Annotated in this window: 6 protein-coding genes and 1 pseudogene; 6 read left to right on the top strand and 1 reads right to left on the bottom strand. The window is 44.4% G+C overall.

Annotation, left to right across the window (positions count from 1 at the left end; translation table 11 throughout):
• The 5 genes and pseudogenes from G470_RS13480 to G470_RS0110940 all read left to right on the top strand — a co-directional run.
• Window positions 1–242, top strand: a 242-nt coding sequence (locus G470_RS13480; protein ID WP_035445615.1) for a transposase, incomplete at its 5' end; no start/stop codon positions are given.
• Between the two features lie 77 nt (window positions 243–319).
• Window positions 320–452 (top strand): annotated as a pseudogene (locus tag G470_RS15160) (MerR family transcriptional regulator); the annotation flags it as partial.
• 183 nt (window positions 453–635) lie between these two features.
• A complete protein-coding gene (locus G470_RS0110930; RefSeq protein ID WP_028274831.1) occupies window positions 636–1,505 on the top strand; it encodes a DegV family protein in 870 nt (289 codons plus the stop codon).
• 119 nt (window positions 1,506–1,624) lie between these two features.
• Window positions 1,625–3,955, top strand: a complete 2,331-nt coding sequence (recJ, locus tag G470_RS0110935) for a single-stranded-DNA-specific exonuclease RecJ (RefSeq protein WP_028274832.1) — start codon at window positions 1,625–1,627, stop codon at window positions 3,953–3,955.
• A gap of 26 nt (window positions 3,956–3,981) precedes the next feature.
• Window positions 3,982–4,494: an adenine phosphoribosyltransferase gene (locus G470_RS0110940; RefSeq protein ID WP_028274833.1), complete on the top strand. Its 513-nt coding sequence runs from the start codon at window positions 3,982–3,984 to the stop codon at window positions 4,492–4,494.
• Between the two features lie 54 nt (window positions 4,495–4,548).
• On the opposite strand, the gene lexA is transcribed toward G470_RS0110940, so the two are convergent.
• The gene (lexA, locus tag G470_RS0110945) at window positions 4,549–5,175 is read right to left on the bottom strand and encodes a transcriptional repressor LexA (RefSeq protein WP_028274834.1); all 627 of its coding nucleotides are present in this window, start codon (window positions 5,173–5,175) and stop codon (window positions 4,549–4,551) included.
• A 164-nt stretch (window positions 5,176–5,339) separates the two neighbouring features.
• Between lexA and G470_RS0110950 the strand changes: the two genes are divergently transcribed.
• Complete coding sequence (locus tag G470_RS0110950; protein ID WP_028274835.1) at window positions 5,340–5,588, top strand: DUF896 family protein; 249 nt, start codon at window positions 5,340–5,342, stop codon at window positions 5,586–5,588.
• Window positions 5,589–5,979 lie beyond the last annotated feature (391 nt).

A 5,979-nucleotide genomic window follows, 5' to 3' on the forward strand; every position in this document is an offset into this window, starting at 1 on the left:
GGGTCCGGACCATTCTTCAAACAATGGAAACCTACCGCGAATCCATTCGGCATGCGTTCACGTATACCCTGTCAAATGGAGCGATTGAAGGAATGAATAATAAAATCAAAAATATCAAACGATCGGGGTATGGGTACCGGAACTTTTACAACTTACGGGCCAGAATTTTGATCAGTTACAAATTAACGGTGTCCCGTCACCAACCAAGGCCGTTGACATTCGAAGACGAAGAAGTAGCTTAATGAAAAAAAAAGGTCAAAGTGACGAATTCACTTTGACCTCTCAATAGGCTCACCAACACTATTTGACATAGAACCCTTATTTGATTGCCATTACCATTCTCAAGCAAGTGCTGACAATACCTGAAATAAAAAAAGGGATCATGCATCAAGCATCCGTCAGCGGTACTCGTGAGGCGTATGATTTGTTTTGCAGAGAGCAAGAATACGCATTGCGTCGTTCAGCATCGTATTTGTTGGCTCATACACTAGATGTTTGCCCGCCTCACGAAGAAGATTACCTGATGCTGATGAGAAACGCAGCGATGGCAGCCGCCGCAAAAGTTGTGGCGCAGAAGATACTTACCACGATTCCATAACAGCAACAAGCTGGTTTTAATATAAGGAGGAGTTTTAATGAACAAACAAAAAATTGCGGTTTTAGCTGACTCAGGGTCCGATGTTCCAAAAGAGATCATTGAAAAATACAATGTTAAAGTGATTCCTTTGAAAATCATTTTCAAAGAAGGGGAATACATCGACAAGGTGACCATCACAGCTGATGAAGTGTACACAAAAATGAAAAACGAAATCCCGACGACTTCTCTTCCAGGAGCAGATGACATCAAACAACTTTTGGATGAAATCAAAGCAGAAGGATATGAAAAAGTATTGGCGGTCACCATTTCAAGCGGCTTGAGCGGTACGTACAACATGGTCCGCTTAGTTGCAGAAGATTATGAAGGTTTGGACATTTTTGCGGTGGACACGAAAAACATCGGCATCGGAAGCGGGTTTGCAGCGATTGAAGCAGCCCGTCTGGCCGATGAAGATGTGGAATGGGAAACAATCAAAGAGAAATTGTTGCGTATGGTCGAACGGTCGAAAGTCTTTTTCCATGTCCCGACATTGGAATACCTGCAAAAGGGTGGACGAATCGGTTTGGTTACTTCCGTTGTAGGCAGTTTGTTGAACTTGAAACCGATCATTTCATGCAACGACGAAGGCATCTACTACACAGTCGCCAAAGTACGCGGCACGAAGAAAAGTATTGAAAAGATGGTTCAATTGGCTCAGGAGTTTGCTGAACCATCGAAGAAATACAACCTTGCTTTGGTCTACGGTGGCGAAGGAGTTGTAAAAGAAGCAGAAAAAATTAAACAAGAACTGATGAGCCGACTGGCCAACTTCAAAGAAATTTTCTTTGATCAAGTCAGCCCGGCATTGGGAGTCCACACCGGCCCAGGTTTGATTGGGGTAGGCGTGCAGTTGTTGGAAGACGAATAATATAAAAATGACTCAGGAGAAGGAGGAGACCCGCGCAGGTCTCCTCCTTCTCATTTCTTTCACTCTACCGCTCTTTCTAGTTGTCTGCTATAATAGAAAGGCTGATGGGAGTGAGAGAAGTGATAAAATCGCATAAAAAATGGACGAAATTAGGCCAACCAGATTCAAAAGAAGTGGCAGCACTCAGTAAAGCCACCGGATCTTCCGAACTTTTTTCGGCGTTGTGCCTACAACGTGGATTAGATACAGAAGAACAGATCCGTCATTTTTTGCAGCCGGATGAAACGTGGTTCCATGATCCTTATTTGCTTCATGACATGGATAAAGGAATTGAAAGAATCACCGAAGCCATTACAAATGGAGAAAAAATCACAATCTATGGAGACTACGACGCGGATGGTGTGACAAGCGCCTCAATTTTGGTGGAATCGCTTGAGACAATCGGCTCAGACGTAGATTACTACATACCAAACCGATTTGTGGAAGGGTATGGTCCAAATACCGAAGCATTTGAAAAAATCATTTCAGCTGGCACCAATTTGATTGTTACTTGTGATAACGGAGTGGCCGGACATGATGCGGTTCAGCGGGCAAAGGAATTGGGAGTGGATGTCATTGTGACTGACCACCATGAAATTCCTGAGTCATTGCCGACAGCTTATGCTGTTATCCACCCACGCCATCCAAAAGGCGCTTACCCATTTGGGGATCTTTCCGGCGCAGGAGTGGCGTTCAAGGTCGCGACTGCTTTGTTGGGAGAAATCCCGTGGGAAATGCTGGATTTGGCGGCAATTGGAACAGTGGCGGATTTAGTGTCGTTGATGGATGAAAACAGAGCGATAGTCAAACTTGGATTGATGGCTCTGCGGACCACGCAGCGAATCGGGTTGATTGAGTTGTACAAGAAGGCCGGCATCCAAGCGAGTGAGTTGGACGAAACCAGTATCGGATTCGCTATCGGCCCCCGTTTGAATGCAATCGGACGGATGGGAGATGCGTCCCCGGCAGTGCGATTGATGCTGTCCATCGATCCAGACGAATCTGCGCAATTAGCTGGTTTGTTGAACGACAAGAATGAAGAAAGAAAACAATTGGTTTCAACCATCGCAGAAGAGGTGTTTGCAGAAATCAGCCGCACTTCTGATGACACGTATGTTCATGTTTTGGCTAAAGAGGGCTGGCATGAAGGCGTGCTCGGAATTGTGGCCAGCCGAGTGGTAAACAAAACGGGCAAACCGACAATCTTATTGAGTGTGAACCCGGAGACCGGTATTGCAAAAGGTTCGGGACGGAGCGTAGAATCCTTCCATCTTTATGAAGCCGTTGACCGTTCCAGAGAGCTCACCACTGCTTTCGGAGGCCATCACATGGCGGCCGGCCTGTCCATGCCGGTTGAGAATGTTTCACAGCTTAGAGAAGAGTTGAACATCTATGCTGAAAAGATCAACGGAGGCGAACCTTTCCAAGAAGAGTTGGCCGTCCATGTGGAATGCGAAGTGAAAGACGTTTCGATACAGTCATTGGAAGAACTTTCTCAGTTGGCTCCTTTCGGGACAGGAAACCCTGCACCCGTCTTTTTAGTGCGTGACGCACAAGCTGTTCAAGCGCGAAAAATCGGAGCCGACAGCACGCACTTGAAGTGTACGCTGGAAAAAGAACAGTCTGCCTTGGATGGGATAGGTTTCGGATTAGGGAAATACGTGGATGAACTTGGGCCCAATGCCACCATTTCTGTGGTCGGGGAATTGGAAATCAACGAATGGAACGGCAACCGGAAACCACAGATGCGCATTGTGGATTTACGGTCGGACGTTCCGCAGTTCATTGATAAACGAGGCAAACAACTGCCTGCGGATATTTGGGGACTCTCAGACGCTTTGTATGTCTTTTTCAATGAACGTCTTTTGAAATCGTCCGCAAATAAAGTTCCAAATGGATCAGAATATGCTTATGTTGATTCTGTGGAGACAGGAATGAAGTGTCAAACAACGAAAAGCACGATTGTTTTTATTGACTGCCCGGATAATTTGGAGCTTATCAAAGCCGTGCTGAATGGAAACGGCACTGTGAATGTATACGCATGTTTCCACTCGAATGAAGAAGCCTTCACAAAAGGAATTCCCAATCGAAAGATGTTTGCTGAAGTTTATAAATACATCGCTACTCATCAAGATATAGACGTGAAAAACAAAGCGGATCTTTTAGCAAAACACTTGAAACTAGACCGGTCTACGTTGGACTTTATTCTTTTAGTGTTTTTTGAGGCAGGATTTGTTACAATAGACAATGGAGTCCTTAATAAAGTGGACAATCCGGATAAAAGTGATTTAACTCAAACTAACACCTATAGACAGCGATTGAAGAGAATGCAGACGGAAGAAACACTTTTATACAGTTCATTCAATGAACTGGCCGAGATGCTGAATCAATGGATGATGGTTGCTGTTTGAAGTGTTTAAACGGAGGAATAATGCAAATGGATTTAAAAAAATATGTCGCAAGAGTCGATGATTTTCCTGAAAAAGGAATTGTTTTTAGGGACATTTCTCCTTTGATGGCAGACGGGGAAGCATACCGTTATGCAACGCAGCAGATTGTGGACTATGCCAAAGAAAAAGGCGCGGAAATGATTGTTGGACCGGAAGCGAGAGGGTTCATCGTCGGATGTCCGGTTGCTTATAATTTGGGAATCGGTTTTGCACCGTGCAGAAAAAAAGGCAAACTTCCTCGTGAAACGGTTGAAGTGCAATATGGGTTGGAGTATGGAAAAGATGTTCTTCAACTTCATAAAGACGCCATCAAACCCGGACAAAAAGTGTTGGTGACGGACGATTTGCTTGCTACCGGTGGAACCATTGCTGCTACGATTGAATTGATCGAGAAGCTTGGCGGTGAAGTGGTCGGAACAGCATTCTTTATTGAGTTGACTGATTTGAAAGGCCGCGACAAAATTAAAGAATACGACATTTTTACTTTGATGCAATATTAACAAAAAAATCATCCGCCAATCTCTGGCGGATGATTTTTTGATACACATATTCGATTAGAAAACACGGCTTCTGTAGAGTCCGATAACTTTACCGAGAATCGTCACTTCATTCAAAATAATTGGTTCAAGCATGTCGTTTTCCGGTTCCAGACGTACATGTCCTTTTTCTTTATAGAGTCGCTTACATGTTACTTCATCCTCTGCAGTCATCGCAATCACAATATCCCCGTTGTTTGCGCTGGCTTGTCTCCGGACAATCACTTGGTCGCCGTCTAAAATGCCGGCATTGATCATACTGTCTCCGCGGATTGTCAACATAAACAAAGTATCTGTTTCAGATGCAAAGTCATCCGGCAGAGGGAAGTGATCGGTTGCGTCTTCCACAGCCAAAATCGGTTCCCCGGCTGCAACGACTCCAAGCAGTGGAATTTTTCTGTCTTCATTTTTAACGCCTATTTTTTCCAATCCCACCGCTGTCAATTCAATCGCCCGGGGTTTACTTGGGTCGCGTTGGATGTAGCCTTTTTTTTCTAAACGGGATAAATGGCCATGAACAGTCGATGTGGAAGAAAGGGATACGGCTTCTCCAATTTCGCGTACAGTTGGAGGGTACCCTTTTGCAGTGACTTGTTGGTGAATGTATCTAAGTACTTCAAGTTGTCTGGTTTCTGGTTTCTTCACGGAGGTTCCACCTCTTTCATTCTATTTTTCTGTTATAGTTTAACACAATTTCCATTACGAATCAAACAAACGTTCGCTTTTTGCGATTTGTGGTGGACAGTAGAGACTATTTTGCTATAGTATATAGAATGGCAGTGAATTTTGAATGGAATGGAGGAGAGCCCATGCTGGAGAAAGACCAATTAGACCGCATCAATCATCTGGCTCGGAAATCACGCAATGAAGGTCTGACAGAAGATGAAAAAATTGAACAACTGAAGTTGCGGGAACAATATATCCAAGCTTTCCGTAATGGCTTCAGAAACCATATTGAAGGCATGAAAATTGTCGACGAAGAAGGTTCAGACGTGACACCTGATAAACTAAAAAGAATCCAAAAAGAAAAAGGCCTGCACGATCGAGAAGAAAATTAAATGAATGCAAAAGAGGTCGGGACAATTGTCCTGACCTCTTTTGCGTTTCCGAATAGTATAGCGAAAACGCATTTTGTCACGCTCTCTTTCCTACGTTTAGTCAAGTCAAACGTGGTTGAACAAGGAAATTTCCTTCGGAATGGACGGGGGGTGCTTGGAGAAAAGCCATGGGACCGCCTGGAGCCTCTAGTCTCCAGGCTCTCAAGCCTCAAACGGAGCGTAAGCGCTGAAGCACTGACGCTCCGTAATTCGCATTTCGTCCTCGACATGGCTCCAAGCACTCCCTATTCCTCCAGAAATTTCTACTCTTACACCATTTTATTGGTGGACAAAGAAAAGAAGGCAAACCAAATAAACCTCAGAAACTTCTGATTTTTTTCTGAGCAGGTTC

The organism is Atopococcus tabaci DSM 17538 (assembly GCF_000429585.1).
GTDB lineage: Bacteria > Bacillota > Bacilli > Lactobacillales > Carnobacteriaceae_A > Atopococcus > Atopococcus tabaci.

Bases quoted from the DNA above. Each gene is read 5' to 3' on its own strand.
- G470_RS0110930 (WP_028274831.1), top strand. From the start codon at position 636: ATGAACAAACAAAAAATTGCGGTTTTAGCTGACTCAGGGTCCGATGTT.
- G470_RS0110940 (WP_028274833.1), top strand. From the start codon at position 3,982: ATGGATTTAAAAAAATATGTCGCAAGAGTCGATGATTTTCCTGAAAAA.
- G470_RS0110950 (WP_028274835.1), top strand. From the start codon at position 5,340: ATGCTGGAGAAAGACCAATTAGACCGCATCAATCATCTGGCTCGGAAA.